23 protein-coding genes are annotated in these 25,310 nt (G+C 70.2%); 14 read left to right on the top strand and 9 right to left on the bottom strand.

What is annotated here, in order from left to right; translation table 11 throughout:
- Positions 1-15: 15 nt before the first annotated feature.
- Together RN743_RS06400 and RN743_RS06395 are read right to left on the bottom strand one after the other, a co-directional pair.
- Positions 16-234 (bottom strand): PLD nuclease N-terminal domain-containing protein, encoded by a 219-nt coding sequence (locus tag RN743_RS06400; RefSeq protein WP_310777760.1) that lies wholly within the window; start codon positions 232-234, stop codon positions 16-18.
- Positions 231-2,123: an ABC transporter ATP-binding protein gene (locus RN743_RS06395; protein ID WP_310777757.1), complete on the bottom strand. Its 1,893-nt coding sequence runs from the start codon at positions 2,121-2,123 to the stop codon at positions 231-233. Before RN743_RS06395 ends, RN743_RS06400 begins: the two co-directional genes overlap by 4 nt.
- 75 nt (positions 2,124-2,198) lie before the next feature.
- Here RN743_RS06395 and uvrA point away from each other — a divergent pair, with 75 nt between their 5' ends.
- The gene (gene uvrA, locus RN743_RS06390; RefSeq protein ID WP_310777755.1) at positions 2,199-5,108 is read left to right on the top strand and encodes an excinuclease ABC subunit UvrA; all 2,910 of its coding nucleotides are present in this window, start codon (positions 2,199-2,201) and stop codon (positions 5,106-5,108) included.
- 11 nt (positions 5,109-5,119) lie between these two features.
- Positions 5,120-6,187 (top strand): glycosyltransferase, encoded by a 1,068-nt coding sequence (locus tag RN743_RS06385; RefSeq protein WP_310777751.1) that lies wholly within the window; start codon positions 5,120-5,122, stop codon positions 6,185-6,187.
- On the opposite strand, the gene RN743_RS06380 is transcribed toward RN743_RS06385, so the two are convergent.
- Entirely contained in the window at positions 6,184-7,275 is a 1,092-nt protein-coding gene (locus RN743_RS06380; RefSeq protein ID WP_310777749.1) for a saccharopine dehydrogenase NADP-binding domain-containing protein, read from the bottom strand. The genes RN743_RS06385 and RN743_RS06380 overlap by 4 nt on opposite strands.
- A 26-nt stretch (positions 7,276-7,301) precedes the next feature.
- Here RN743_RS06380 and RN743_RS06375 point away from each other — a divergent pair, with 26 nt between their 5' ends.
- The 8 genes from RN743_RS06375 to RN743_RS06340 all read left to right on the top strand — a co-directional run bounded on the left by RN743_RS06375 (position 7,302) and on the right by RN743_RS06340 (position 16,236).
- Positions 7,302-7,904 (top strand): metallophosphoesterase family protein, encoded by a 603-nt coding sequence (locus RN743_RS06375; protein ID WP_310777745.1) that lies wholly within the window; start codon positions 7,302-7,304, stop codon positions 7,902-7,904.
- A 128-nt stretch (positions 7,905-8,032) separates the two neighbouring features.
- Entirely contained in the window at positions 8,033-9,118 is a 1,086-nt protein-coding gene (locus RN743_RS06370) for a carboxypeptidase-like regulatory domain-containing protein (protein ID WP_310777742.1), read from the top strand.
- Positions 9,119-9,301: 183 nt separating this feature from the next.
- A complete protein-coding gene (gene gyrA, locus RN743_RS06365) occupies positions 9,302-11,836 on the top strand; it encodes a DNA gyrase subunit A (RefSeq protein WP_310777739.1) in 2,535 nt (844 codons plus the stop codon).
- Entirely contained in the window at positions 11,833-12,831 is a 999-nt protein-coding gene (locus RN743_RS06360; protein WP_310777737.1) for a threonine/serine dehydratase, read from the top strand. The genes gyrA and RN743_RS06360 overlap by 4 nt, the downstream gene beginning before the upstream one ends.
- The gene (locus tag RN743_RS06355; RefSeq protein ID WP_310777734.1) at positions 12,828-13,550 is read left to right on the top strand and encodes an HAD family hydrolase; all 723 of its coding nucleotides are present in this window, start codon (positions 12,828-12,830) and stop codon (positions 13,548-13,550) included. The genes RN743_RS06360 and RN743_RS06355 overlap by 4 nt, the downstream gene beginning before the upstream one ends.
- On the top strand, positions 13,547-14,995 hold the full coding sequence (locus RN743_RS06350) for a hypothetical protein (RefSeq protein ID WP_310777732.1): 1,449 nt from the start codon (positions 13,547-13,549) through the stop codon (positions 14,993-14,995). The genes RN743_RS06355 and RN743_RS06350 overlap by 4 nt, the downstream gene beginning before the upstream one ends.
- Positions 14,996-15,017: 22 nt before the next feature.
- Complete coding sequence (locus RN743_RS06345) at positions 15,018-15,773, top strand: thioredoxin domain-containing protein (RefSeq protein ID WP_310777729.1); 756 nt, start codon at positions 15,018-15,020, stop codon at positions 15,771-15,773.
- 4 nt (positions 15,774-15,777) lie between these two features.
- Positions 15,778-16,236 (top strand): vitamin K epoxide reductase family protein, encoded by a 459-nt coding sequence (locus tag RN743_RS06340; RefSeq protein WP_310777726.1) that lies wholly within the window; start codon positions 15,778-15,780, stop codon positions 16,234-16,236.
- A 76-nt stretch (positions 16,237-16,312) separates the two neighbouring features.
- Here RN743_RS06340 and RN743_RS06335 read toward each other — a convergent pair whose 3' ends face one another.
- From RN743_RS06335 to RN743_RS06310, 6 genes are all read right to left on the bottom strand, one after another.
- Positions 16,313-17,266, bottom strand: a complete 954-nt coding sequence (locus tag RN743_RS06335; protein ID WP_310777723.1) for a creatininase family protein — start codon at positions 17,264-17,266, stop codon at positions 16,313-16,315.
- A 40-nt stretch (positions 17,267-17,306) separates the two neighbouring features.
- Positions 17,307-18,197 carry an RNA polymerase sigma factor RpoD/SigA gene (locus RN743_RS06330; protein ID WP_310758554.1) on the bottom strand — a complete coding sequence of 297 codons (891 nt, stop codon included), beginning with the start codon at positions 18,195-18,197 and terminating at the stop codon, positions 17,307-17,309.
- 104 nt (positions 18,198-18,301) lie between these two features.
- Positions 18,302-18,454 carry a hypothetical protein gene (locus RN743_RS06325; protein ID WP_310777719.1) on the bottom strand — a complete coding sequence of 51 codons (153 nt, stop codon included), beginning with the start codon at positions 18,452-18,454 and terminating at the stop codon, positions 18,302-18,304.
- 7 nt (positions 18,455-18,461) lie between these two features.
- The gene (gene ccsA / locus RN743_RS06320) at positions 18,462-19,121 is read right to left on the bottom strand and encodes a cytochrome c biogenesis protein CcsA (protein WP_310777715.1); all 660 of its coding nucleotides are present in this window, start codon (positions 19,119-19,121) and stop codon (positions 18,462-18,464) included.
- A 10-nt stretch (positions 19,122-19,131) separates the two neighbouring features.
- Positions 19,132-19,812, bottom strand: a complete 681-nt coding sequence (locus tag RN743_RS06315) for a heme exporter protein CcmB (protein WP_310777712.1) — start codon at positions 19,810-19,812, stop codon at positions 19,132-19,134.
- Positions 19,809-20,459: an ABC transporter ATP-binding protein gene (locus RN743_RS06310; protein ID WP_310777710.1), complete on the bottom strand. Its 651-nt coding sequence runs from the start codon at positions 20,457-20,459 to the stop codon at positions 19,809-19,811. The genes RN743_RS06315 and RN743_RS06310 overlap by 4 nt, the downstream gene beginning before the upstream one ends.
- 53 nt (positions 20,460-20,512) lie before the next feature.
- Between RN743_RS06310 and RN743_RS06305 the strand changes: the two genes are divergently transcribed.
- The 4 genes from RN743_RS06305 to RN743_RS06290 all read left to right on the top strand — a co-directional run bounded on the left by RN743_RS06305 (position 20,513) and on the right by RN743_RS06290 (position 25,256).
- Entirely contained in the window at positions 20,513-21,718 is a 1,206-nt protein-coding gene (locus RN743_RS06305; RefSeq protein WP_310777708.1) for a 2,3-bisphosphoglycerate-independent phosphoglycerate mutase, read from the top strand.
- Between the two features lie 830 nt (positions 21,719-22,548).
- Complete coding sequence (locus tag RN743_RS06300) at positions 22,549-22,980, top strand: hypothetical protein (protein ID WP_310777706.1); 432 nt, start codon at positions 22,549-22,551, stop codon at positions 22,978-22,980.
- Positions 22,977-24,425 carry a carboxypeptidase-like regulatory domain-containing protein gene (locus RN743_RS06295; protein WP_310777705.1) on the top strand — a complete coding sequence of 483 codons (1,449 nt, stop codon included), beginning with the start codon at positions 22,977-22,979 and terminating at the stop codon, positions 24,423-24,425. The genes RN743_RS06300 and RN743_RS06295 overlap by 4 nt, the downstream gene beginning before the upstream one ends.
- Positions 24,426-24,677: 252 nt before the next feature.
- Complete coding sequence (locus tag RN743_RS06290; protein WP_310777702.1) at positions 24,678-25,256, top strand: hypothetical protein; 579 nt, start codon at positions 24,678-24,680, stop codon at positions 25,254-25,256.
- The last annotated feature ends 54 nt before the right edge of the window (positions 25,257-25,310 follow it).

Here is a 25,310-nt window from a genome sequence, read left to right as displayed (position 1 = left end):
CCGCCGGTAACGCCGTCAGCGCTTCTCCGCCCAGAGCTTCGGGCCGAACACGAACCAGAGCACGCTGCCGACAATCGGGCAGAGGAAGATCACCGCGACCCACAGCACCTTTTCTCGCCTCGGCGCCTTGGAAAGCGCGGTGATGCCCGTCGCCCAGAGGTTCAGGGCCACGAGAAGGGCCACGAGCACGAGGCGCGGGTCCAGCGCCGCCGCCCAGTCCAGCGCGGCGTTCATGCGGCGGCCGTCGGCTTCTGGAACTGGAGGCGGTGGAGTTGCGCGTAGAGGCCGCCGCTCTCGAGCAGCGTCTCGTGCGTGCCGGATTCGCTGATGCGTCCGTGGTGGAGCACGAGGATGCGATCGGCCCCCTGGATGGTGGAGAGCCGGTGGGCGATGACGAGACTCGTCCGCCCCTCCATCAGGCGCTCCAGCGCCGCCTGGATCTCCGCCTCGATCTCCGAGTCCACCGAACTCGTCGCCTCGTCGAGGAGCAGGATGGGCGGGTCGCCGGCCAGCGCGCGGGCGAAGGACACCAACTGGCGCTCGCCGACCGACAGATTCCCGCCCCGCTCGCTCAGCGGCTCGTCGTACTTCTTCGGCAGCCGCGCGAGGTGCCGGTCGACCCCGACCTGACGGGCCGCCTCGCGGATCTCGTCCCTCCCCACGGCCTCCCGGTCGAGCGCGATGTTGTTCGCGGCCGAGCCCGAGAAGAGATAGACGTCCTGCAGCACGAGGCCCATCCGGTGCCGAAGGTCGGCGAGCCGGAGGTCCCGGATGTCGACCCCGTCCAGCGTGATGCGCCCCCGCTGCGGCTCGTAAAAGCGCATGAGAAGGCTGAACAGCGTCGTCTTGCCCGCGCCGGTCGCCCCGACGACCGCGAGCCGCTGTCCCGGCTCCGCCGTGAAGCTGATGCCGCGCAGCACCCAGCCGTCGTCCGGCGCGTCCTCGTCGAGCCGCCCCTCCGCACCTTCCCAGGCCGCCGCGTGGGCCAGGGCGGGCGTCGTGACACCCGCCGCGTCCTCCTCCGGCGACAGGTACCGGAACCAGACGTCCTCGAACTCGATGCGGCCCTTCACGCGCGCCGGAAGCTCCGTCGGGTTCTTCGGATCCTCGATCCCCGGCGCCTCGTCCAGGAGCCGGAAGATCCGCTCCGAACTCGCCATCGCGCCCTGCAGGATGTTGTACTTCTCGGACAGGTCCTGGATGGGGCGGAAGAACCGTCTCGCGTACTGCAGGAAGGCCGCGATGACCCCGATCGTGAGCGTCCCCTGGAGGGCCTGGTTGCCTCCGTACCAGATGATGAGCGCGAGCGCGACGGACGCGAGCACCTCGATGACGGGAAAGAAGAGCGCGTAGTACGTGATCGAGCGCAGGTGGGCCTCGAGGTGGTCGTCGTTGATCTCGCCGAACCATCGCGTCGCCGCCCGCTCCTGCCGGAACAGCTGCACGACGCGCGCCCCCGTGATCCGTTCCTGCAGGAAGGCGTTGATGCGCGCGAGCCGGATCCTGATGTCGCGGTACGCCTCGCGCACCTTCTTGCGGAAGAGCCAGGCGGCCACGAACACGAGCGGGAGGACCGCGAACGTCACGAGCGCGAGCCGCCAGTCCATGACCAGCATGGCGATCATGATGAAGGCGACCGTGAACACGTCCCCGAAGATCGTCACGACCCCGGAGGTGAACATCTCGTTCAAGACCTCGACGTCGCTCGTGAGCCGCGTCATCAGGCGTCCGACCGGGTTGCGGTCGAAATACGCGAGCCGCAGGCGCTGCAGGTGCCGGAAGATCTCCTGCCTCAGGTCGAGCATCACGTTCTGCCCGATCCAAGTGGTCAGGATCGTGCGCCCGTACTCCAGGAGCCCGGAGAGGAGGAGCGAGACGAAGAAGAGGATCGCGAGCGTGCGGATGGCGCCGAAATCGCCGTCCGGGATCGCGTGGTCGATGACCTCCATCGTCAGCCAGGGGCCGACGAGGGCGAGACCCGAGGCGGCCACGAGCATGAGCACCGCGAGCGCGACTCTGCCCCGGTACGGTCTCAGGTACCCGAGCAGACGCTTCATGAGACGGGCGTCGTACGCCTTCCCGAGCGCTTCTTCTTCCTGGAGGGGACCGTCCGGCGCTTGCATGCCCCATAGTACGAACTCGCCGCCTCCGGTCCAATCACGTTGGCGCCCCCCGTCGCCGCCGCCCATCATGCTTCCATGAGCGAGCGAATCCGGGTCCGGGGCGCCCGGCAGCACAACCTCAAGGGCGTCGATATCGACATCGAGCGCGGGGCCCTCACCGTCCTCACCGGGCCTTCCGGCTCGGGGAAATCCAGCCTCGCCTTCGACACGATCTACGCCGAGGGACAGCGGCGGTACATCGAGTCGCTGTCCACCTACGCCAAGCAGTTTCTCGAGCGGATGCCGAAGCCCGCCGTCGACCTCGTCGAGGGCGTGAGCCCCTCCGTCGCCATCGACCAGAGCAACCGGGTGCAGTCGAGCCGCTCCACCGTGGGCACGATCACGGAGGTCTACGACTACCTGAGACTGCTGTGGGCGCGCGTGGGGACGACCGTGTGTCCGCAGTGCGGCCGTGCCGTCGTGCCGGACACCGTGACCTCGGCCACCGACGCGCTCCTCGATGCCGGTCCCGACGCGCGGCTCGCCATCGCCTTCCCCGTCCCCCCCGAGGAGCGCGCGGATGGCGCGAGAGTGGTGCAGAACCTCAGGGCGCGGGGGTACGTCCGCCTCCTCGCCGACGGCCGCGAACTCTACCTGCCGGACATCGATCTGGAGGGAGAAGAAGAGGGAGAAGGGGACGCCACGCGCGCGTTGACGCAGGCGCGGGAGGCGCTCGTAGTCGTGGACCGGGTCGGCTCCCGGCCCGAGGACCGGGAACGCATCGCGGACTCGCTCGCGGCCGCCTTCGCCGAGGGAAGGGGCGCCGCCGTCGCGCTCGTCTGGCCCCGCGGCGCCTCGACCCCCGAGCGCCGCGACTTTGAAGAGGCCCATCGCTGCGGGCCCTGCGGCGCCGCGTTTCCGCGGCCCACCCCCCAGCTGTTCAGCTTCAACAGCCCCGCCGGCGCGTGCGATACTTGCACGGGGTTCGGCGCCGTGCTGGAGTACTCCCCCGAACTCATCGTTCCCGACGCGGGCCGTTCGCTGGAGGAGGGGGCCCTCGATCCGTGGTCGAAGCCCCGCTACCGGCGCGAGCGCTCGCGCCTGAGACAGTTCGCCGCCGCCTCCGGGCTGGACCCGACCCTCCCGTGGGAGGCGCTTCCCGAGGAGGGCCGCGACGTCCTGTTGAACGGAGGGAGGTACGCGGAGGAGCGCTTCCGGGGCGTGATCCCCTTCCTCCGCTCGAAGGAGAAAAAGCGGTACAAAGCGTACATCCGCGTCTTCCTGCGCCAGTATCAGCTTCCGGAGCGGTGTTCCGACTGCGAGGGCTACCGCCTGAAGCCGGAGGCGCTGAACGTGCGCGTCGGGGGGCGGCACATCGCCGAGGTCGCCCGCTGGACGGTGAAGGAGATCTCCGCCTGGCTCGCCGAAGGCCTCGACCTCACCCCCTTCCAGCGTCACGTGGCGGCGACGATCCTGCGCGAACTCGAGCACCGGACCTCGTTTCTCGCGGAAGTCGGGCTCGGGTACCTGACGCTGGACCGACAGGCCCGATCCCTCTCCGGAGGGGAGATGCAGAGGATCCGCCTCGCCAGCTGTCTCGGGAGCCGGCTGGTCGGCACGCTCTACGTCCTCGACGAACCCACGATCGGCCTTCACCCGCACGACATCGACGCTTTCACCGGCGTCCTCGAGCGGCTCGCCGGCCGCGGGAACACCGTCCTCGTCGTCGAGCACGAGCCCGCAGTGCTGGCACGGGCCGACCGCATCGTGGAACTGGGCCCCCGGGCCGGGGAACAGGGCGGCGAGATCGTGTTCGAGGGCGGCTGGGACGACCTCCTCGCGGCGGAGACCGGAACGGGACAGGCCCTTGCGCGGCGGGCGGCCGCCGCCGGACAGGGCGGCATGCGGCGGGGTGGCGCACGGGAGGCCGGCGCCCGGGGGGGCGACGGTCCGCGGCTCGCCCTGCGCGGTGCCCGCCTGCACAACGTGCGGGACGTGGACGTGGCGATCCCGCTGGGGTCGCTCACGCTCGTCACCGGCGTATCCGGCTCCGGGAAGTCGACGCTCATCCGGGGGGTGCTGTACCACGCCCTCGAGCGGGAGATCACGGACCGGTCCTCAGCCAAGCCGCACCTGGGCGAGCCCGCCGGCGCCTGGGACCGGCTCGAAGGCGCGGAACTCCTCGAGGATGTCGTGCTCGTCGACCAGCGGCCCATCGGCCGCACCCCGCGCTCGAATCCCGCGACCTACATCGGAGCCTTCACCGCGCTGAGGAACGCATACGCCGCCCTCCCGGAAGCGCGCTCCCGCGGATACGAGGCGGGATATTTCTCCTTCAACCGTCCGGGCGGACGCTGCGAGCAATGCAAGGGCGCGGGAGAGGAGACGGTGGAGATGGTCTTCCTGGCCGACGTCTCCGTGCCCTGCGAGGCGTGCGGGGGCTCGCGCTACCGACCGGAGGTGCTGGAGGTCGGGATCCGCGGCCGCTCGATCCGCGACGCCCTCGACATGACCGTGGACGAGGCGATTCGCTTCTTCATCCGGCACGACCGCCTCGGCGCCCGGCTGTGGCAACTGCAACGGGTGGGTCTCGGGTATCTTCGGCTCGGCCAGCCGGCCACGACGCTCTCCGGAGGGGAGGCGCAGCGCCTCAAGATCGCCCGCGAACTCGCGCGCCGGGGAGGTGCGGGGCACAGGCTGTACATCCTCGACGAGCCCACCGTCGGCCTCGGCGTGGCGGAAGTCGGCACGCTCGTCGCGGTGCTGCGCGAACTCGTGAAGGAAGGGCACACCGTCATCGTCGTCGAACACAACCTCGACGTGGTCGCGGAAGCCGACTGGGTCATCGACATGGGGCCCGGGGCCGCGGAGGACGGGGGCCGGATCGTGGCGGCGGGCCCGCCCGCCCTCATCGCGGAGTCCGAGACCTCGCTCACCGGCGCCTTCCTGCGCGCGCGGGCGAAGCGGCTGGCGTTCGATTCCGCGGCCGCGGCGGAGTCGGCGTGAACGGAGTCCGCGTGACCGGAGCGGGAGTCGCCGCGACCGAAACCGTCTCGCCGCACGTCTCCATCCTTCTGCCGTGCCGCGACGCCGAACCGTTCCTGGGCGCGTGCATAGAGAGCCTCGCCGCCCAGTCCGAGCCGCGCTTCGAGGTGCTCGCGCTCGACGACGGTTCGAGAGACGGCACCGGGCCGCTGCTCCGGGCGTGGGCAGACCGCGACCCCCGCGTCCGCCTCGTCGATCGCGCTGGTTCGGGGATCGTCGCGGCGCTGCGCCGGCTGTCGGGCGAGGCGCGGTCGCCGCTCCTCGCCCGCATGGACGCCGACGACGTGGCACGCCCCGGCCGGCTGGCCGCGCAACTCCGCCTCCTCGCCCGGCACCCGGAGATCGCGGCGTGCGGCACGGGCGTCCGCTACTTCCCGCGCCCCCGGCCCGGCTCCGGCTACCTCCGCTACGAGCGCTGGATCAACGGGCTCACCGACCCCGCCGCGGTCGAGCGGGACCTGTTCGTCGAGTGTCCGATCGCCCACCCCACGCTGATGGTGCGGCGCGACGCCTTCGAGGCGGCCGGCGGCTATCTCGACGCCGGGGGGCCGGAGGACTACGACCTCATCCTGCGGCTGGCCGCGGCGGGCTGCCGCATGACGAACGTGCCGCGGGTCCTCCACGAGTGGCGCCTGGGCCCGCACCGGTTGTCGGAGCGGTCGGACCGCTACAGCCCGGACGCGTTCCGGCGCCTGAAAATTATGCACGTCGCGAACGGCCGCGTGCCGGCGGGCCGGCCGCTCGTGATCTGGGGCGCCGGCAAGGTCGGCAAGGCCTTCGCGCGCGGCTGGCTCGAACAGGCCAGCTCCGCGGGTCGCGTGCCCCCCGTGGAGGCGTTCGTGGACCTCGACCCCCGCAAGATCGGGCAGAACATCCACGGCGCCGTCGTCCTCCGCCCGGAGGGTCTCCCGGCGTTCGCTGCGCCCGCCCGCCCGTACATGCTCCTCGCCGTGGGCACGCCCGGCGCGCGCCGGGATATCCGGGAGGCGCTGCAAGGCCTGGGCTTCAGGGAGATCGAGGACTACCGCGCCGTGGCCTAGCGCGTGACGAAGCCCCGCTCATCGTCAAGCACTTCCCACGTCACTCCATCGAACTCCCGCAGCAGCTCCGCGCCGTAGGCGGAAGACGGGGTCTGGTAGCCCGGCTTGAAGTCGCCGGCGAGCGCGCGTGCGGCGATGGCGACGGCCACCGTCGCGGTGAAGCCGTAGGGGTCCGGCGTCCGCACGCGCGCCGCCACCCGCCTCCCCTCCGCGTCTTCGATCTCCGCGACCAGGATCGCGTGCGCCGTCCGCCGCGCCGACTCGCTCGGCCCCTCCGGCCCGCGGTCGAGCAGGCCGTTCAGCAGCGCCTGTCCCGTCCGCGCGGCGAGCAGCGGACCGAAGCCGCGCAGGATCCGCGTGAGGCGCGTGAAGCGCCGGGTCGCCTGCAGGTAGGTCTCGATGTTCGGTATTCCCGTGGAATGAAAGGCCGTCGTCACGTCTCCCAGCACGCCGACGAGCGCGGCGTCCGGCGGGGGTCCGAAATCGAACGCGTGACGCAGTTGCCCGGGGCGCACCGTCGCGATCGCTCCATCGCGCCGGACCCGAAACTGCCCGATCGCCTGGGTGACCGTGCGCAGGGTGCCGCGGGAAGCGCCGCTGCGGGCCGCGAGCCCCAGCCTCAGCGTGCGACCGCCCGGGTGCCGCGCGGCGAGGTCCGCGATCAGGCAGTCGCTCGGCACGACGTCGAACCCGACCCCCGGCAGGACCATGATGCCCGCCCCGGCGGCCTCCGCCCCGCGCGCGGCCAACGCCTCGAACACATCGATCTCCCCGGTGATATCGAGATAGTGCGCGCCCGTCTTCAGGCAGGCGTCGTACATCGGGAAGGCGGTGCGCGAGAACGGTCCCGCGCAATGGAGGACGACCGCAACGTCCTCCAGCGCGCCGACAAGCGCAGCCGGGTCGTCCAGCCCGAACGCCCGGGTCTCCAGCCCCTGCGCCGCGGCCCCCGGCGACGCCAGCGCCGCGAGCTTCTCCGGGTCCCGGCCGGCGACGACGGGCCGCAGCCCGCAGCGCACCGCCTCGGCCACCGCGAGCCGTCCGGTATATCCCGTGGCGCCGTAGATGAGCAGTTTCGGTTCACGCATGTCCACAACCTACGGAGCGACTCGCCATGCGTCTGCTGCTGTTCAGCGATCTCCACACCGATCTCGCGGCCGCCACGTCGATCGTCGAGCGCGCCGCCGGCTTCGACGCGGTCGTCGGGGCGGGCGACTTCGCCGTGAAGCGGCGCGGCCTGGACACGATCGTCGCAGTCCTGGCCGCGATCGAGACCCCGACCGTCCTCGTGCCCGGAAACGGCGAGTCCGCCGAGGAACTCACCGCGGCGTGCCAAAGCTGGCCGGCGGCTCACGTCCTGCACGGAGACGGCGTCGACATCGACGGCGTGCCCTTCTTCGGACTCGGCGGCGGCGTGCCGGTGACGCCGTTCGGCGCCTGGAGCTACGACTTCACGGAAGACGAGGCGCGGGACCTCCTCGCACCCTGCCCCGAGGGCTCTGTCCTCGTATCCCACTCCCCCCCGCGCGGCCACGCCGACGCCGACGCCTCCGGTCGCCACATGGGCAGCACCGCCGTCCTCGAGACCATCGAACGCACCCGCCCCCGCCTCGTCGTCTGCGGCCACATCCACGGCTCCTGGGGCGTCCGCTCCCGCGCCGGCAACACCCCCATCGTCAACGCCGGCCCCCGAGGCGTGGAGTGGCGTCTTCGATGAGCGACAGAATCGGCCAATTGTGACGGCATCGGTGACGGGCACGTCATCCTGCTGTGGACGAGAACCTGGGATGCTCTGGGGCTGCCCACAGTCACGGGGTGGAGAATATCGTGGTCGAGGGGGTTGGAATGAGACGTTCGAGTAGCTGCTTCGACTTCCTTCGGTTCGTGAGGACGGTCGGCGCAGTGGCCGCGTTGGCGGCTGGCGGTGCGGATCTGGCAGGCCAGGAGCCTGACTGCGGCGGGCGCGGGGTGCTCCGCGTGGTAGTGTTCGACCAGTCCGGGTCGGTCCCGATTCCGGGGGCGACGGTCGTCCTGCGGTGGACCGACGCGGAAAGCGCGCGAAGGCCGGTGCGGGAGGACGCCGGATCCGACGGGCAACTTGTCCTCTGCGCCCCTCGCGACGCCCGGCAGGCCACCGTGTGGGCCGAGTTCGGGGACGCGTCGAGCGACGAGTCCGTCGTTGCCACCGCGGCCGGGGCGTCGCGAGAGGCGAGGCTCCTGCTTCATATGGGCCAGGTACGAACGGGACGCCTGATCGGCGAGGTGCGGGACGCTCTCACGGAGAACCCCGTGGCAGCGGCAGCGGTGTCGGTCCAGGGCCGGACCGAGATGGTCGAGACCAATCGCATGGGGCGGTTCATCCTGAGCGGCGTCCCGGTCGGCGTTCACGAGCTTTCGGTGCGGCATCTGGGGTACACGCCCCTTGCCCATGAGGTCACGGTGTCGCGCGGAATCACGACGGAGGTCGAGATCGGGCTGGTTCCGGAGCCCGTGGAGATGGCGCCGATCGTGGCCACGGCGCCGAGGTCCCGCCGGCTGGAGGTCAAGGGGTTCTACGAGCGAAAATACTGGGGCGAACTCGTCAGCGGGGGCATGTTCTTCACCGTCGCGGACATCGAGCGCCGCAATCCCATCCAAATCTCCCACATGATCGCCGACGCACCAGGAGTCCGTCTGGACTGCGGCATTCGTCATCGCAACTGCAGGATTCTGAACACCCGGGGGGCGTCCCGGTTCCAACCGGGCGGCTGTTTGATGAGCATCATTATCGACGACGTGCGACTGCGCGTGCGACAGGGAGATACGATTGACAGGTTGGTGAAGCCGAGCGAGGTGGCGGGACTCGAGATATACCGAGGGGCGGCATCTCTTCCCGGAGAATTCAGTGGATCCGATTCCGGGTGCGGGGTCATCGCCATCTGGACGAAGTAGTCCCCGTCTCATCCCGCCCTTCCCAGCCACAGCCCGCATAACCGCCCGGCGCGGATTCAGGTCGCGAGACACCCGCGAAACCCGTAAGTTACAAGCTCCTTTCGAGCGTGGCCGGGCTCCTGCCAAAGCCCCCGGCTGCCGCGTCCTCGAGGATCTCGAACACGCCAGTTCCAGCGGGAATCCATGACCACCGAGAGTATAGAACGCGTCGAGCAGAGACCGCTCGAAGAAGAGATGCGCGAATCGTTCATCGACTACTCGATGAGCGTCATCGTGCAGCGCGCCCTCCCCGACGTTCGCGACGGCCTGAAGCCGGTCCACCGGCGGATCCTGTACGCGATGCACGAGGCCGGCCTCGGCCCGACCCGGCCCTACCGGAAGAGCGCCACCGTCGTCGGCGACGTGATCGGCAAGTACCACCCGCACGGCGATTCGGCCGTCTACGACTCGCTCGTCCGCATGGCGCAGGAGTTTTCGCTCCGCTATCCGCTGGTCGACGGGCAGGGCAACTTCGGGTCCGTGGACGGCGACTCCGCCGCGGCCTACCGGTACACCGAGGCCCGGCTCGCCGGATTCGCGAGCGAGCTTCTCGGGGACATCGACAAGGACACGGTCGACCACACGCCGAACTTCGACGATCGGCTGCAGGAGCCGACCGTCCTGCCCTCCGCGCTCCCCAACCTCCTCGTCAACGGCTCGTCGGGCATCGCGGTGGGCATGGCCACGAACATCCCCCCGCACAACCTCCGCGAGGTGGCCGCAGCCTGTCACCGCCTCATCGAGGCGCCCGATACGACGCTCGACGAGTTGATGGAGATCGTCCGGGGTCCCGACTTCCCCACCGGGGGCACGATCTTCGGCGGGGCCGGAATCCGCGAAGCCTACCGGCAGGGCCGGGGCCGGGTCGTGATGCGCGCGAAGGCAGATATCGAGGAGGGACGCGACGGCCGCGACCGCATCATCATCCGCGAGATCCCGTTCATGGTGAACAAGACCCGCCTCATCGAGCAGATCGCGGGTCTCGTGCGCGACAAGAAGGTCACGGATATCTCCGACCTCCGCGACGAATCCGACCGGGACGGGATCCGGGTCGTCATCGAGCTGAAACGCGACGCGGTGCCGCAGATCGTCCTCAACCAGCTCTTCAAGGGCACGCAGCTTCAGTCCACCTTCGGCGTCATCATGCTCGCGCTCGTGAACGGCGAGCCGCAGGTGATGGACCTCAAGACGATGCTCGGGCACTTCCTCGAACACCGGCACGAGGTCGTGGAGCGGCGGACGCGCTTCGAGTACGGCGTGGCGAAGGACCGGGAACACGTCCTCGAGGGGCTCAAGGTCGCCGTCGACAACATCGACGAAGTCATCCGCATCATCCGCGCCTCCTCCGAGACGGAAATCGCGAGCGCGGAACTCCGTTCGGCCTTCGATCTCAGCGAGCGCCAGGCCGACGCGATCCTCAACATGCGGCTCGCGCGCCTCACGGGTCTCGAGATCGAGAAACTCGAGGAGGAACTGGAGAAGGTCCGCGCGCGCCGCCAGGAACTCGAGGCCATCCTCGCCTCGCGCGGCCGGCGGATGGAGATCGTCGGGGATGAGTTGTCCGCCCTCGTCGACAAGTTCGGCGACGAGCGCCGGACCGAGATCGTGCCCGACACCTCGGACCTCACGGACGAGGACCTCATCGCCGAAGAGCGAATGGTCATCACCGTCTCGCACTCGGGCTACATCAAGCGCATCGAGCCCCAGGTCTACCGGGCGCAGCGGCGCGGCGGGCGCGGCATCGCGGGCATGGGCACGAAGGAAGAGGACTGGGTGGAGCACCTCTTCCTCGCCTCGACCCACGACTACCTCCTCATCTTCACGCGGGATGGGCGGCTGTACCGGCTCAAGGTGTACCAGATCCCGCCGGCGCGCCGCACGGCCCGCGGCAAGCCCATCGTGAACCTGCTCAGGATGAACAAGGGCGACGAGGTCGCCTCCATCGTGCGCGTGCGGGAGTTCTCCGACGACCGCTTCCTCATCTTCGCGAGCCGGCGCGGACTCGTGAAGCGGACGAGCCTCGCGGCCTACCGGAACGTGCACGCCGGCGGGCTGCGCGCCATCAACATCCGCGAGGACGACCGGCTCATCGACGTCAAGCTGAGCGATGGCTCGAACGACGTGCTCCTCGCCACCCGGCGCGGGATGGCGATCCGCTTCTCGGAGAGCGACGCCCGGGAGATGGGGCGGCCGGCCCAGGGCGTGCGCGGCATCCGGCTGTCGGACGACGACACCGTCGTGGGGCTTGTGGTCGCCCGCCGCGGCGGCTCCCTCCTCACCGCGTCGGAACTGGGGATGGGGAAGCGGAGCGACGTCGACGACTACCGGATTCAGAAGCGCGGCGGCAAGGGCCTCATCAACCTCAAGCCCACGGAGAAGTCGGGCCTCGTCGCGGCGGTGCGGGAGGTGACGGACGAAGACGAGTTGATGTTCGTGACCCGCAACGGCGTCATCAACCGGCAGCGGGCGGAGGAGATCCGCGTGATCGGGCGCAACACGCAGGGTGTGCGGCTCGTTTCCCTCGACGAGGGAGACGAACTCGTGGACGTGGCCGGGATGATCGATCCGGTCGGCACGGACGAGGGGGAAGAGAATCCGGAGACGGACGCTACGGCCCGCGCCGAGGGTGGCTCCGAGCCGAGCGGCGGCGACGGAGCCGAGGCCGGGGACACCGAGTGAGCGGGGCTGTCGCGACCCTCGTTTCACTCGCCGATGTCGAGGCCGCGCACGAGCGGATTCGGGGAGCGGTTCGGCGCACGCCCCTGATCCCTGCCCCCTTCCCGCGGGCGGGCGGGCGCGGGGCGACCGATGCGCCGGACGGCGTGTGGCTCAAGTGCGAGAACCTCCAGCGCGTCTCCGCCTTCAAGGCGCGCGGCGCGTACAACTTCGTGAGCCGGCTCTCGCCGGAGGGGCGGGCCGCCGGGCTCCTCACCTACTCGTCGGGCAATCACGCGCAGGCCGTGGCGTGGGCCGCCCGCGCGTTCGGCGTGCCGGCGCGGATCGTGATGCCCGTCGATGCCCCGGACGTCAAGCGCGAGGCGACGATCGCCCTCGGGGCGGAGGTCGAACTCGAGGGCACGACGTCGGCCGAGCGCAAGGCGCGCGCCGAGCGGATCCAGCGGGAAGTCGGCGGGACGATGGTGCCGCCCTTCGACGACCCCGACATCATCGCCGGGCAGGGGACCGTGGCGCTGGAGATCATCGAGCAACTCGGCTCCCGGGAACCAGGGATGGTGCTGGCTCCGGTCGGCGGCGGCGGGCAGCTGTCGGGGGTGGCGGCCGCGGTGCGGCGCCGGTGCCCGGAGGCGGAGGTGATCGGCGTCGAGCCCGAGGGAGCGGCCTCGATGCTGCGCTCGCTCGAGCACGGCGCGCCCGTCACGCTCGACCGCGTGTCCACGGTCGCCGACGGCCTCAAGCCGGTGCGCCCCGGCGACCTCACCTTTGCCCACTGCCGCGACCTGGTGGACCGCGTGATCACGGTGGACGACGAGGCGATCCGGGACGCCGTGCGCTGGCTCTTCGGCCTGCGGCTCGTCGTGGAGCCCTCGGGAGCGGCCACCGTGGCGGCGCTGCTCGGCGGCGCGGTGGCGCCCGCCGCGCGGGGGGAGACCGTGGCGATCCTGTCCGGCGGCAACATCGAGCCCGCCCTCCTCGCCGACTGGATCGGCGGTTGACCGTCTCCAACGGCGCTCCGGGATCGGCCGGGAGGCTCGTCCTGTTCGACATCGACGGAACGCTGGTGCACGCGGCGGGGGTCGGCCGCGCGGCCATCGAGGGCGCGATGATCGACGTGTACGGGACGCCCGGTCCCATCGACGATCTCCCCTTCGACGGGATGACGGACCCGCAGATCGTGCGCACCCTCCTCCGCGCCGAAGGCCTGTCCGAGGCCGAGATCGCCCCGGGGTTCGACCGGCTGTGGCCCGCCTACGCGGCCCGACTGCAGGGCGAGATCGACGAGCGCCGCGAACGGATGCGCCCGACGCCGGGCGTCCCCGGGATTCTCGATGCGCTGGAAGCGGAGGGGGCGACGCTCGGGCTCCTGACGGGCAACATCGTCGCCGGCGCCGAGGGCAAGCTCTCGGCGGTCGGGCTCTGGGGCCGCTTTCCGTTCGGTGCCTTCGGGTGCGACGACGCGGACCGGAACCGCCTCCCGCCCATCGCGCTCGAGCGGGCCTTCCGCCACACGGGCACGCGCTACGGCCCCGGCCGCACCTGGATCATCGGGGACACTCCGCACGACATCGAGTGCGCCCGCGGGTCCGGCCTGTCCGTGCTCGGCGTGGCCACCGGCCGCTTCTCCGTGGACGACCTCCGCCGCGCCGGCGCCGACGAAGCGCTTCCTTCGCTCCAGGACACCGGCCGCGTGATGTCGGCGCTGGCGAGCGCATGAATCCGAGCCCGGAAGGCGACCCGAAAGCCTATCGATTCGACGTCCACCTCGCGGGCGAGCAGGTGCGGTCGCAGGTCTCGGTCGTCTGTACGCCGGCCGGGATTCACTTCGAGGACCGGCAGATCCCGCTCGCGTCCGTCTTCTGGGTCTCGAGACGGGCCGGCCTCATTCTCGTCTTCGCCCGAGGGCACACGGTCGCCTTCTTCGGGGACAGCGGAGACCTGGAGGATTTCGCGCGCACCGTAGAGCGGGGGAGCGACGTGGCCGGCCGCCGGTCCCTCCTCCGGCCGCTTGCCGCCGACGTCGTCGTGTGTACCGCCGGTACCGAGATCGCGGGCAGGATCGGCGACGCGCCCCTCGAGGGGCTCTACCTCGCGGTGTTCACGAGGCGCGGGCTGCATCTCTTCGCCGAAGAGCACGAGTACACCCTGCGCTGGCCGACCGAGCACGCGGCCGAAGCCGCCGCCGCCGACGCCGCGGCCGACGCTCATCAGGATCGCCGCCCCGTCCTCGAACTCGCCAAGGGGGATGCGTCCTTCGAGCTCCGCTATCTCTTCCCGGAGGAAATCCGCGCCGTCCTCGAGGTTGCCGGCACCGTCCCGGCGCCGCCGGACACCGACGACGCCCTCGAGATGTTCGACAAGGGGGAAGTCGCGCGTCCGTTGCCGGCGCGCCTGCCCGATTTTTCCGTGGGCGCGGACACGCTCCAGCAGGTGTGCGAGGCGGCGGTCGAGCGGGTGCGGATCGACCCCTCGATCGGCGAGAGCTTCGACCGGCGCTACTTCGAGCGGCACTTCCGGACGCTCGGCGAGATCGCGCTGGGCCCGCTCATGCTGCGGCGCTCCGCCGCGCTCGAAGCCGACTCCGTCCGCGGCGCTGTTCAGGCCATGGATGCGGAGCAGATGCGGCAGGACGCCGCGGCCGCGTTTCGCGGCGCCGCGGAGGAGCTGGTACGGGTGTACACGGCCGAAGTCCAGGCGGTCGTCCGGACCCGTCGTCTCGACCGGGACAAGGCCGAGAAGGCGCTGGCCGCGGCCGAGGAGCCCGCCCTGCGGGAGGCGCTGTCGAAACACATCGACGCCCTGAGCCCCGCGTTCGACGCCGCGCTGGCCCGGCAGCAGCTCCTCCTGCAGCAGTTGCACGCGCGCGATCTCGCCCCGCCGGAGGCGGAGGAAGCGGGCGTCGAGGAGGCGATCCGGGCCTGGACGGACGAGGTGACGAAGCTCGACCGGGGATACGTCTCCGCGGCCGCCGCGGCGCTCCTCGAAATCGGGGCCCTGTGGTCCGATCGCATGATCCCCGGCCTCCGGGCGCTGGCGGCCCTTCGCGCCCGGCGCTTGTCGAAGCGGGCCCGATGGGCGATTCTCGCGATAGTGACGTTCTTCGTCGCTGCCGCGCTGGCCTGGCTGGCCCGCGACCTGATCCCTGGCTGGCCCGGGATCTGATTCAGGACAGGGAGTACGACAGATGGCAAGGAAGATGGCACAGCAGACGAGCGCTCCCGCGCGCAAGAACCGGTGGTTCCCGATCGCCCTGGTCGTCATCGTGGCCGCCGGCGGATACTGGCTGTTCGTGGGAGGTGGACAGAGCGGCTCCGGTCCGCCGCCGTCCCCCGCCGAGTTGGCCGAAGTGCTCGCGGCGGCTGAAGCGGACCCCTCGGTCGGCTACGAGCTCGCGGAATCGGCCCCGGTAATGATCGAGGAGTTCTACGATCCGTCGTGTCCCGCCTGCGCGCAGTTCTCGGGGTTCCACGGCAAGCTCATCCGGCAGAACTACGTCGAGCCGGCGAACGGCCCGGTGCGCTGGGTTGCGTACACCATCATCCTCGGCACCTTCCCCAACTCGGTCGCCGCGGCGCTGGCGGAGCGCTGCGCGAACGAGCAGGGCCTGTACTGGCCCGTGCACGACCTCCTGCTCGCCCGCCAGACGCGCTGGTACCTGGAACAGGATCCCGCCGGCGCGATCGCCGAAATCGCCCGGGACGGGGGCGTCGACTCCGACACCTTCAACGAGTGCATGCGCGAGCGCCGCTATCTCGATGACGTCGCCAAGTCGCAAAGGGTCGCCGAGTCGCGGGGCGTGAACTCCACTCCAACGATCTTCGTGGACGGCCAGCGCGTGAACTGGCAGGGAGCGGACCCGTATACGTTCCTCGAGGGGATGATCCAGGCCCGGTTGGAGGAGATGTCGTCCGGCGACGCTTCCTCCGAGGGAGCGCCCTGAGCCCGTGAGCGAACTGAACCGGCGCCGGGGGATCGCGCTCCTGGCGCTGGCCGGCGCCTTCCTCTCCACCTACCTCTTCCTCTACGCGCTCGGCTACTACGGCGAACTCGTGTGCGGCGCGGGCGGCGGCTGCGATCTCGTGCAGGGGTCGCGCTGGGCCCGCTTCCTCGGATTCCCCGTGGCGGGCTGGGGCGTGGGCTGGTACGTGGCCGTGTTCGGCGTCTCGATGCTGGGGATCCGGGACGGCAGCGCCGCCGCCGGCTGGATCCCGCGTGTGCTGGCCGTGCTCGCCCTGGGCGGACTCGCCTTCACGATCTACCTGACGGCCCTCGAACTCTGGGTCATCCACGCCATCTGCCGCTGGTGCGTGGGCAGCGCCGTCGTCACCCTCGGAATCTTCCTCCTCACCCTCCCCGAGTTCCGCACCTTCATGCGCAGCCGAGCCGACAGCGCGACACGATAGGGCGAAAATCAAAAGTTGCATTTTTGATTTTCGACATTCAAGAGCGGGACCGTGTCGTCCGACCGGACCGGTCGGGTCAGGAACCGGGGGGGCGGAGTTCGTTCCAGCGCTCGATGAAGGCCACGGCGGCGTCGACGAAGATCTCGGTGGCGATGCGGCCGCGTTCGGTCGTGGCTTCGGCCGGATGGCGCGTGCCCCACACGCCCGTGGACGACATCTCCGCGGACGAGGTGCCCTTGCCGGTCGATTCGTCCTTGAGTCCCTCGGCGAGGAACACGGCGAGCGCCGTCGGGTCGCCGGCCAGCACGTCCGGGAGCATCGCCTCCAGGTGGGCCGGCATCGTGACCTCCGCCGGGACGGCCGCGTCCAGGTCGACCAGCGTCGGCATGAGGTAGAGCGAACTCGAGGTCTCGGGCGTCCCGCCGTGACGGTCGAGCTCGTCGGGCGGCGGCGTCGGGACCGAGGCCATCCGCTCCCGATCCCGGAACGGCCCCGACACGGCCCCCAGGTCCACCGCGATCCCCGATGTTTCCTGATTGATGCGGTCCACGATGAACGTCGTGATGGCCCGGTTCCCTCCGTGCGCGTTCAGCATCAGGAAGCGCTTGAAGCCGTGCGCGATCAAGCTCTTCACCGCCTCGACGTACACCTCCTGGATCAGCGTCGAGGGCAGGGTGATCGTCCCCTCCAACCCCATGTGATACGGGGACTGCCCCGGCAGCAGGATCGGCGCCACGAGGACGTCCGCCCGCTGCGCCACGAGCTTCGCCTGCTCGACCCCGTTCAGGTAGTCGGTGCCGATCGGCAGGTGGTTGCCGTGCTGTTCCAGCGCGGCGACCGGGATCAGGACCATGTCGCTGCGCGCGAGAAAGTCCCGCACCTCCGGCACGGTCATGTGCGGCAGGTAGTTCTTCACCTTCTCCTGCGTCCACAGCGGGTTCGTCAGCGGGTTCGTCTGGGCGGCCGCCGCGGGAGCGAGGAAAAGGAGGACAACCAGCGAAAGCGTCGAGACGGGCACGGATCGTCGCATGGGACCTCTCCTGTCGTGCTGGCAGGCCCCCCGGAAGGTGTCAGGCGGTGGCGCGCCAGAACCCTTCCAGCGCCTCTCCGTCCGGCGAGGCGCGCAGCTTGTCGAAGGCCCGGTTTCGGATCTGCCGGATGCGCTCGCGGGTCACGCCGAGGAGCGAACCGATCTCCTCCAGCGTCATCTCCTCGCCGTCGTCGAGGCCGTAGTAGAGGACGAGGATCTTCCGCTCGCGCTCGGTGAGGTAGCGCTCGAACATCTTCTCCAGGAACTCCCGGCGGGCCTGGTCCTCGACATCCTCCTCAATGTCCGCGTCGTCCATCCCCGAGAAGCGCTCCCCGAAGGACGCGCTGTCGCGGTCGGACTTGTCGAGCGGCGCGTCGAGGCTGAGTTCGGCCGAGGCCACGCGGCGCAGCGCGCGCACCGTCTCCACCGGCTCCTCCATCTCCTCGGCGATCTCACGGTCCGTCGGCGAGCGCCCCAGCTTCTGCGTGAGCGCCGTCTCCGTCCGGGAGAGCTTGACGAGGTTGGAGTTCTGGTTCAGCGGGATGCGCACGGAGCGGGTCTGCTCGGCCAGCGCCTGCAGCACCGTCTGCCGGATCCACCACACCGCGTAGGAGATGAACTTCACGCCCTTGTCAGGATCGAACTTCTTGACGGCCTTGAGCAGACCCTCGTTCCCGATGCAGACGAGTTCGGCCAGGTTGAGGCCCCGGCCCTGGTACTTTTTCACATACGAGATCACGAAGCGCAGGTTCGCCGTGACGAGGCGCTCCGCCGCGTGACGGTCGCCCGCCCGCGCCTTGCGCGCGATCTCCCGCTCGATCTGCGGGTTCTCGATGAGCGGATAGCGCTCCACGTCCTGCAGATACTGGTCGAACGAGTCGAGCGCGTGCGTGTCGAAGAACATGCGTCGGCTGGTAGCCGTCTTCGCCATATTAAGTCCGAATCCTGACCCGGGTCGGTTGTCCGATCATTCTTTGGTACAAACCTCAAATAATAGAGGAAATGGAAGCGAACCGCACGTTTTCCCGACTGCTTCTACCCCCGAGACCCCGCTCCGGCTCCCTCGCCGCCCCGGCCCGAAGCCGCGGCCGCCGCGCGTTCCCGGCGTCGCAGGCGGAGGAGATACCAGCACAGGGTGACCCAGGTGATGCCGTATCCGGCGCCGATGAACAGCCAGTGTTCGTTCATACCCGGTTCACCCTTCCTCCGGTCCCGACAGTTCGAGTTCGAGTTCCGTTGCAGCCAGCCGGTAGCGCCGCAGCCACAGGTAGGCGAACAGGAGCGTGTACGCGAGGAATCCGAGCAGCATCACGAGCCCGTACGCGCTCCACATCGACTGCGGGGACGACGGGGGCTGGTGCAGGCTCCGCCACCAGAACACCGACAGGTACACGATCGGGACCTGGACGAACGCGATGAGACCGATCACGGCCGCCCAGCGCGCGCGCCGGTCCGGATCCTCCGCCATCGACCGCACGACGAGGTATCCCGTGTAGATGGGTACGAGGAGCGCCGTGGTTGTGACTCGCGGGTCCCACGCCCACCAGATCCCCCACGTGGGCCGGCCCCACAGGGTGCCGAGGATGAGCGTGAGGACAGCGGCGACCACGCCGAGTTCCGCGGCGGAAACCGCGAGCAGGTCCCATTTCAGCCGGCGCTGTACGAGATAGAGGATGCTCATGAGGAAGACGACGAAGAAGGCGAGCATCATCACCCACGCGACCGGCACGTGGACGTAGAGCAGGCGCTGGACTTCGCCCTGCAGCCCGTCGGCGGGCAGGACGGCGAGTCCGAGCACGGTGCTGACGGCGATGAGGGCGATCGCGATCCACCCGAGCTTGGCCAGTCTATTCATTGAACCCGCATCACTCCTCGAGGACGACGGGGAAGACCCAGACACAGACGACGAACAATATCACGTCGTAGGACGCGAGTAACCTCAGCCACCCGCCGGCCCGTCCGAGCGGGTCGCCCGCCAGGAACGCTTCCGTGGCCCCGACGCTCCCGAGGACGACGGGGACGAGGGCGGGGAAGAGGAGGAGCGGCAGCAGGAGTTCGCGCGCACGCAGGTGGACGGTGAGCGCGGAGAAGAACGTCCCGATGACGGAGAAGCCGAAGGTGCCGAGGACGGCCACAAGGAGGAGTGGGCCGGCCTGCGCGGCGAAGTCGACGCTGTACAGGATCGCGGCGGCGGGGAAGAGGAGGACCTCGAGCGCGGCGAGCACGACGAGGTTGCCGGCCAGCTTGCCCAGGTAGATCGCGCGCACGTCGCCGGGATAGAGCCGCAGCAGGTGGGTGCCGCCCGCGAGTTCCTCGTTCTGGAAGGTCCGGCCGAGGGAGAGGGTGCCGGTGAAGACGATCGCCACCCAGAGGAGGCCGCCGGCCAGCCGTCCGAGCAGGTCGTTGTCCACCCCGATGGCGAAGCTGAACATGAAGAGGACGAGCGCGGCGAAGGAGAGCATCGCCGTGAAGCCCTGCCGCGTGCGGGTCTCCGAGAGGATGTCCTTCCACAGGATGGCGGCGGCTCGCCGCGCGAGCGCGCTCATGCGGTTTCGGCGGCCACCCGGCCGCCCGCCAGCCGCACGACCTCGTCGGCGTGTCGGGTCGCGTCCTCGACCCGGTGCGAGGCGATGACCACGGCGGCGCCGGCCTCGCGCCACCCGCGCACCGCCTCGTGCACGAGGCCCACGCCGTCCTCGTCCAGGCTCACGAAGGGCTCGTCGAGCAGCACCAGTTCCAGCGGGCGGAGCCGAAGCCGCGCCAGCTCGAGACGCTGGCGCATTCCGGTCGACCACGCGCGCACCGGGACGTCCGCCGCTCCGCCGAGATCGACCGCGGCCAGCGCGCCCCGCAGGTCGGCGTCCGTGGCGTCCGTCCCCGACATGCGAGCCGCGAAGCGCAGGTTCTCAACCCCGGTCAACTCCTCGTACGCGTGCCCGCCGGCCGTCATGAACGCGGTGCGCGCCCGGATCTCGTCCCCGCCCGCGGGGAGGGTATGACCCAGGACCCTCAACTGGCCCGCCGTCGGCCGGAGCAGCGTCGAGATGAGGCGGAGCAGCGTCGTCTTGCCCGTCCCGTTCGCGCCGAGCAGGGCGACGACCGCCCCGCGCGGCACGGCGAGGTCGACCCCGCGCAGCGCCCAGCGGCGGCCGAAGCGCCGGGTGACGCCCTCCGCGGCGACCGCGAGGCTCACCGGCGCGCCCGCGCGATTGGCCAGCCGCCGGGACCGCTCATACGTTCCGCCGCATGGAACTCGACCGGATCGCCCGTCTCGCCGGAGGCGGCGGGGGCAAGGTGCTGCTCTACGTGCTCGACGGGCTGGGCGGGCTGCCGCGCGAGCCCGGCGGACCGACCGAACTCGAGGCCGCCCGCACCCCGCACCTCGACGAACTCGCCCGCGCCGGAACGTGCGGCCTCCACGACCCCGTTGCGCCGGGCATCACCCCGGGCAGCGGCCCCGGCCACCTGGCCCTGTTCGGCTACGACCCCCTCGTGTACGAGACCGGCCGCGGCGTGCTCGAAGCCCTCGGCATCGAATTCCCCCTCCGGCCGGGCGACATCGCCGTGCGCGCCAACTTCTGCACCCTCGACGCCCACGGCCGGGTGGCCGACCGCCGCGCGGGCCGCATCCCGTGCGAGGAAGCCGCCCCCCTGGCCGCCCGGCTCAACGGCATCGAACTCGACGGCGCCCGCTGCACCGTGCGCCACGTGAAGGAACACCGCTTCGTCCTCGTCCTGCACCCCGATGGGCCGGCGGGCGACGCCGTGAACGACACCGACCCCGGCCAGCCCGGGCTGCCGACCCGAGCCCCCGTCGCGCGGAACGCGGCATCCGAGCCGACCGCGCGACTCCTCGCCGCTTGGCTCGAAGCCGCCGCCGAACGGCTCGCCGGCCACGCGCAGGCGAACATGGCGCTCCTGCGCGGCGTCTCCAGCCAGCCCGGCTGGCCCCGCTTCAGCGACGTGTTCGGCATGCGCGCCGCCGCAGCCGCCGCGTACCCCATGTACCGCGGCGTCGCGCGCCTCGTCGGCATGGACGCGCGCACGGTGCCCGCGGGCGCCCCCCCGCTCGTCGACGCCCTGAAGGCGCGGTTCGCCGACTACGATTTCTTCTTCCTCCACTTCAAGCCTCCCGACAAGGCCGGAGAAGACGGCGACTTCGACCGCAAGGTAGCCGCCATCGAGGAAGCGGACGTCATCGTCCCCGACCTCGTCGATGCGGGCCCCGACGTCATCCTCGTGACCGGCGACCACTCGACCCCCTCCGTCATGAGCAGCCACAGCTGGCACCCCGTGCCCTTCCTCCTCCACGGCCCCCCGGCCCGCAACGACGCCGCCACCACCTTCGGCGAGACCGCCTGCCGCGCCGGCGTCCACGGCCGCGTCCGAGGCTGCGACCTCATGCGCCTCGCCACGGCCAGCGCCGGTCGCCTCACGAAGTTCGGAGCCTAGCCCGAACGCGCGAATCCGTACAGCCCAAGCGGGTTTTCGGCGATTCCGACGCCCCCATCCAGCCTCACCGCTCATCCAACAAGAGCGAAGTATCACCCTCGGGCGACGTATAAGAAGTGGGGGGTGCATCGGAAACGTTCGGAGGAGTCGGAGGAGGTAGCGGATGATCATCGTTCTCGCGGGCTCGGAAAACGACGCGGCGCTGATCGCGCGAGCGGCCGGCACGGCCGCACGGGTTGTGACGGATGCCGTTCAGTTCACGAACGGCGATGGCCCCGTGGAGTGTCTGATTCTCGGTTGCCGCCATCCTATCCCGGCGGAGACGATCGAACTCCTGCGGGACATCGAACGGAAGAGGCTGTGGATTCCCCTCATCCTCGTCACGGATCGCGAACCCGAAGCCGTGCGCCGGCTGAGCGACGTCAAGACGTCGGCCGTCGTCTGGTTCGCGGACCTCCACACCGAACTCCCGCTCGAGATCGAAGCCGCCCGCGGGTCGGTCCCACTCCTGCGCCTGGCCGAGCAAGCCGGGGAAGCGACGCTGCCTCCCGCCCTCAGAACCGCGCTGCCGTGCGGCGGCCGGTCTGGGTTGGCTGGGCGTGACGCACAGGGCGGCAGGACGACCCTGAGCCAATACCTGGTGTATTCTGGGTTCGGAACTCGTCGTCGCCGGCAGGGACCTGCAGCGGCCTGGGTCGATACACGTTTTTACCCTGGAGGGAGAGTGGCTGCGGTCTTTCGGCCACTTCTACGATACCGACAATCATCGCGTCTCGGCCATCCTCCACCGTTCCAAGGTGGCTTGCCTGGAAGCATCGCGGCAGATTGTCGTGGCGCCGGTGTTTCTGCCAGAACTCAGGAAGTACGACGCACACGGACGATTGCTCTGGTGGTCCGCTTTGGACGGCCTGTCGCCGGTGTACTTGGAGGAGATGCCCAATGGGGCCATTGCGACCGGAACGCCGGAGGAAGGATACCATGGGACAGTGGCGGTACAAGCCGACGAGGACCTCAACGCGGTGATACTCCAGGTGGCCTTTGTGACGCGGGAGCGCCGGAGAAGGGGTGAGGCTCCAGACATTTCCACGTACGTATTCGACTTGGACGGCGGGGCAGGCAGCCTAATGGATGGCGATCTCGATACCGTTCGGGACTTGTATCCTGGCGGCGCCCTGCTGTCGGCCCGGCTTCCGTTCCCCACGCTGCGTGTTGTTTCTTGGGGCGGGGATACCGAGCGGGGAGCCGCCGGAGGCGCGCCGTGAGACCGGCAGCCTTCGCCCGGCGGGACGATCGCTCCGGCACGCGGCACCTGCTGCTTGCGGCGATAGCCCTGAGTGTCGCGTGGCCGATGGCGGCGGCGGGGCAGGAACCGGGTCGGGTGGCGGGGGTGGTCCGCGCCGAGGACACCGGCGTGCCCGTCGAGGGCGCCGCCGTTCGGCTGGCGGGAGGGGACGTCGCAGTGGCTGAAACCGTTACGGGCGCGAGCGGCGCCTTCTCCTTCGACGGCATCGCGCCGGGTGAGTATGTGCTCGGCGTACGGCGCATCGGGTTTGCCGCGTACAGCGTGCCGCTGGAAGTGGGACCCGACGGGGCGGCCCCGCTCGATGTGCGGCTGTCGGTGGACCCGGTCGAGCTGGCGCCGCTGGAGGTGGATGTCGAGGGCCGACCGCTCCGCCTGGTCGAGACGGGCTTCTACGACCGGCTGGAGGAGGGCTGGGGCACGTACTTCGAGCCGGAGTGGATCAGAACCCGAAGCGCGGGCTTCACCCGGTTGCCGCACTTCCTGTCAAACCTGCAGATGCGGGCCCCCCTGTCCCGGTGTCCCACGGTGCAGGTCTGGTACGACCGGAGACTTATTGGGACAGTCGATGGCTGGGGGACCAGCAAGCCGGCGTCGCTCAATCCGGCCGGCACGCACCAGTCCACCGTGGAGTCGCCCGCGCGACTGTTGGACGAACTGTCCGTGGCGGATCTGGGCGCCGCTGAACTGTACCCGACTTCGTCTCCCATCCCGCTCTTTGCGCTCAACACTCACACGGTTCGCTGCGGGGCCATCATCTTGTGGTCCGATTGGCTGGCGCGGATAGGGGGGGAGGTTCCGCAGATCGACGTGAAGCTCTGCGAGCCGGCCGGCGGCACCACCGAGGTGACACTCGACGGGACGGTCGAGGACCGGCTCACCGAGGTACGGCTGCCGGCGGCCCGCATCCGGGCGTCGTTCGCGCCGGCTGGGGAGGAGGAGCCGCCTGAACTCCGCGAGCTCGAGGTGCGGTCCGATTCGACGGGCCGCTTCCGGCTCTGTGACCTCCCGTCGGGAACCGACATCGCGCTTGTGCCCTCCTACGGCCCCCACCCGGGCGAGACCGCCACGCTCCGCGCCGAACCCGGCGCCGCGGCTCGTCTGGTCGTCCCCGTCACGATGCCGGGATCCGTCGTGGGTCGGGTGGTGAACGGGAACACGGGACGGGGCTTCTCCGCGGTGCCCGTGGTGCTGGTCGGCACAGATGTGCGGGCCGTGACCGATGGAAGGGGTCGCTTCACGATGGAGGATCTGCCTCCGGGCTCGTACCAGGTGCGGGCCGACTGCGGCGGCTTCGAGTCGCCGACGCCGCGGGTCGTCGTCTCAGAGGCCGGGCAGGCCCGCGTCCTCCTCGTCTTGGAGCCCAAAGACCGCTCCGGCCCCCACCTGCGCCGCTGCGATAACTGACGCCGCCGGAGCCAGGCTGCGCTACGTACTCTTCGGAGTGTCCACGCAGTTCGGAGTCCGGTAGACTCCTCCCATGCCGTACAGCCCGAGAGTGGACCTGTCCCACGGCGCGTTGCTACTCCTGGCGAGCCTCCTCGCTTGTGGGCGTGAGGGCGACGTCACGGAGTTGCGAGTTGCGGACGATCGGGAGCTGATTGACGTCTCCGCGTCGCTGGAGGCGCCATCGGGTCCGGCGTGCGAATCGGGGTGGAAGTGAACCCTGCTTCGGAGGCCGAGGCCTTTCGGCGGATTCTCGACGCGCAGTTGACGCCGGACGGCCGCTTCATCGTGGCGCTCGATGCAAGTCCGCCGTTCGTGCATGTCTTCAACCCCGACGGATCGCTCGAAGCCGCCTTTGTTCCACGCGGCCAGGGACCCGGCGAAGCCGAGAGTCCCGAGGCGCTGGCGGTTTCCAACGACCGCATCCTCGTGCTGGAACCGGGCCGCGCCTCCGTGCTCACACTGGACGGGGAACTCGTCGAGGACCGGCCGATCGATTTCTGGCCGACATCTGCGGCGCGTGGCTGCGCCGACGGTTTTCTGGTCTACGGTCCCGGCGCCTACGACGATGGGTCCATCGTCTGGATCCGGTCATTCCAGGCCCTCGAAGAGACTCCGGTTTCCATCCTCGACGGCGCGAGTCCGGCGGAGGTTTCGGCCTACCGGAGCCGCGACCGGGGCCGCTCGAGCCGTCTCGCTCGCGCGGGAGGGCTGGCCGTACTCCACCACGACGGACGAACCCCCCGGAAAATGTCTTCGTACGGGCGCTGGGCGTGGAACTGCACTAGCTAGTTCTCGTCCGTAAATCGCTTCATGGCAGAGCTTTACCGGCGTGTTTTCACCAGT

Origin of the sequence: Candidatus Palauibacter scopulicola (assembly GCF_947581915.1) — a bacterium.
Lineage (GTDB): Bacteria > Gemmatimonadota > Gemmatimonadetes > Palauibacterales > Palauibacteraceae > Palauibacter > Palauibacter scopulicola.
This window is presented reverse-complemented; position numbering and strand designations above follow the sequence as displayed.

Bases quoted from the DNA above. Each gene is read 5' to 3' on its own strand.
- RN743_RS06400 (WP_310777760.1), bottom strand. From the start codon at position 234: ATGAACGCCGCGCTGGACTGGGCGGCGGCGCTGGACCCGCGCCTCGTG.
- RN743_RS06395 (WP_310777757.1), bottom strand. From the start codon at position 2,123: ATGCAAGCGCCGGACGGTCCCCTCCAGGAAGAAGAAGCGCTCGGGAAG.
- uvrA (WP_310777755.1), top strand. From the start codon at position 2,199: ATGAGCGAGCGAATCCGGGTCCGGGGCGCCCGGCAGCACAACCTCAAG.
- RN743_RS06380 (WP_310777749.1), bottom strand. From the start codon at position 7,275: ATGCGTGAACCGAAACTGCTCATCTACGGCGCCACGGGATATACCGGA.
- RN743_RS06375 (WP_310777745.1), top strand. From the start codon at position 7,302: ATGCGTCTGCTGCTGTTCAGCGATCTCCACACCGATCTCGCGGCCGCC.
- RN743_RS06370 (WP_310777742.1), top strand. From the start codon at position 8,033: ATGAGACGTTCGAGTAGCTGCTTCGACTTCCTTCGGTTCGTGAGGACG.
- gyrA (WP_310777739.1), top strand. From the start codon at position 9,302: ATGACCACCGAGAGTATAGAACGCGTCGAGCAGAGACCGCTCGAAGAA.
- RN743_RS06350 (WP_310777732.1), top strand. From the start codon at position 13,547: ATGAATCCGAGCCCGGAAGGCGACCCGAAAGCCTATCGATTCGACGTC.
- RN743_RS06345 (WP_310777729.1), top strand. From the start codon at position 15,018: ATGGCAAGGAAGATGGCACAGCAGACGAGCGCTCCCGCGCGCAAGAAC.
- RN743_RS06335 (WP_310777723.1), bottom strand. From the start codon at position 17,266: ATGCGACGATCCGTGCCCGTCTCGACGCTTTCGCTGGTTGTCCTCCTT.
- RN743_RS06330 (WP_310758554.1), bottom strand. From the start codon at position 18,197: ATGGCGAAGACGGCTACCAGCCGACGCATGTTCTTCGACACGCACGCG.
- RN743_RS06325 (WP_310777719.1), bottom strand. From the start codon at position 18,454: ATGAACGAACACTGGCTGTTCATCGGCGCCGGATACGGCATCACCTGG.
- ccsA (WP_310777715.1), bottom strand. From the start codon at position 19,121: ATGAATAGACTGGCCAAGCTCGGGTGGATCGCGATCGCCCTCATCGCC.
- RN743_RS06315 (WP_310777712.1), bottom strand. From the start codon at position 19,812: ATGAGCGCGCTCGCGCGGCGAGCCGCCGCCATCCTGTGGAAGGACATC.
- RN743_RS06305 (WP_310777708.1), top strand. From the start codon at position 20,513: ATGGAACTCGACCGGATCGCCCGTCTCGCCGGAGGCGGCGGGGGCAAG.